This is a genomic window from Desulfofundulus sp. (genome assembly GCF_049701015.1).
GTDB lineage: Bacteria > Bacillota > Desulfotomaculia > Desulfotomaculales > Desulfovirgulaceae > Desulfofundulus.
The window spans coordinates 1-525 of the sequence record NZ_JBNATZ010000268.1 but is presented as its reverse complement, the minus strand read 5'-3'; the positions used below and the strand labels follow the sequence as shown (position 1 = coordinate 525).

Below are 525 nucleotides of genomic sequence, written 5' to 3'. Positions count from 1 at the left end.
ACGGCCAGGCGCTGTTCGTGGAAAAGGTAAAGGCTGCGCGGTACGGGTTTCCTGCGGTACCGCCGGTAATGTAAGGGGGTGACCGTTTATGCTCTGGCGCACGCACTTTTTAGCCGGGGCTGCTGCCGGAATACTTTTGACCGGGCATGCGGACTTTAAGACGGCGGCACTGGTCGGGGGTATAGCCGGGGTTGCAGCTTTACTGCCCGATCTGGACGACCCGCACTCGAAATTGGGACGGCTGGTCGCCCCGGCGTCGTGGGCGATAAGAGCAGCGGTGGGCCACCGGGGGCCGCTGCACTCGCTCCTGGGGGCGGCAGTGATGAGCTTGCTGGCGTCATTCGTTTTGCGGTTCTGGTACGTCCACACCCACGTATATGCTTTGCAGTGGTATAATTATAGTCACCTGGTACCGTTAATTTTTGCCGGTTACCTGAGCCATTTGGTCATGGACAGCCTGAACCCGCAGGGCGTGCCGTGGCTGTGGCCGGTGAGGAGGCATTTCGGACTGCCCCTGGTGCGGAC

1 protein-coding gene is annotated in these 525 nt (G+C 61.0%); it reads left to right on the top strand.

From position 1 onward, the window contains the following. Positions 1-88: 88 nt before the first annotated feature. The coding region (locus tag ACPLUI_RS12930; protein ID WP_424660666.1) for a metal-dependent hydrolase at positions 89-525 on the top strand (437 nt) is incomplete at its 3' end.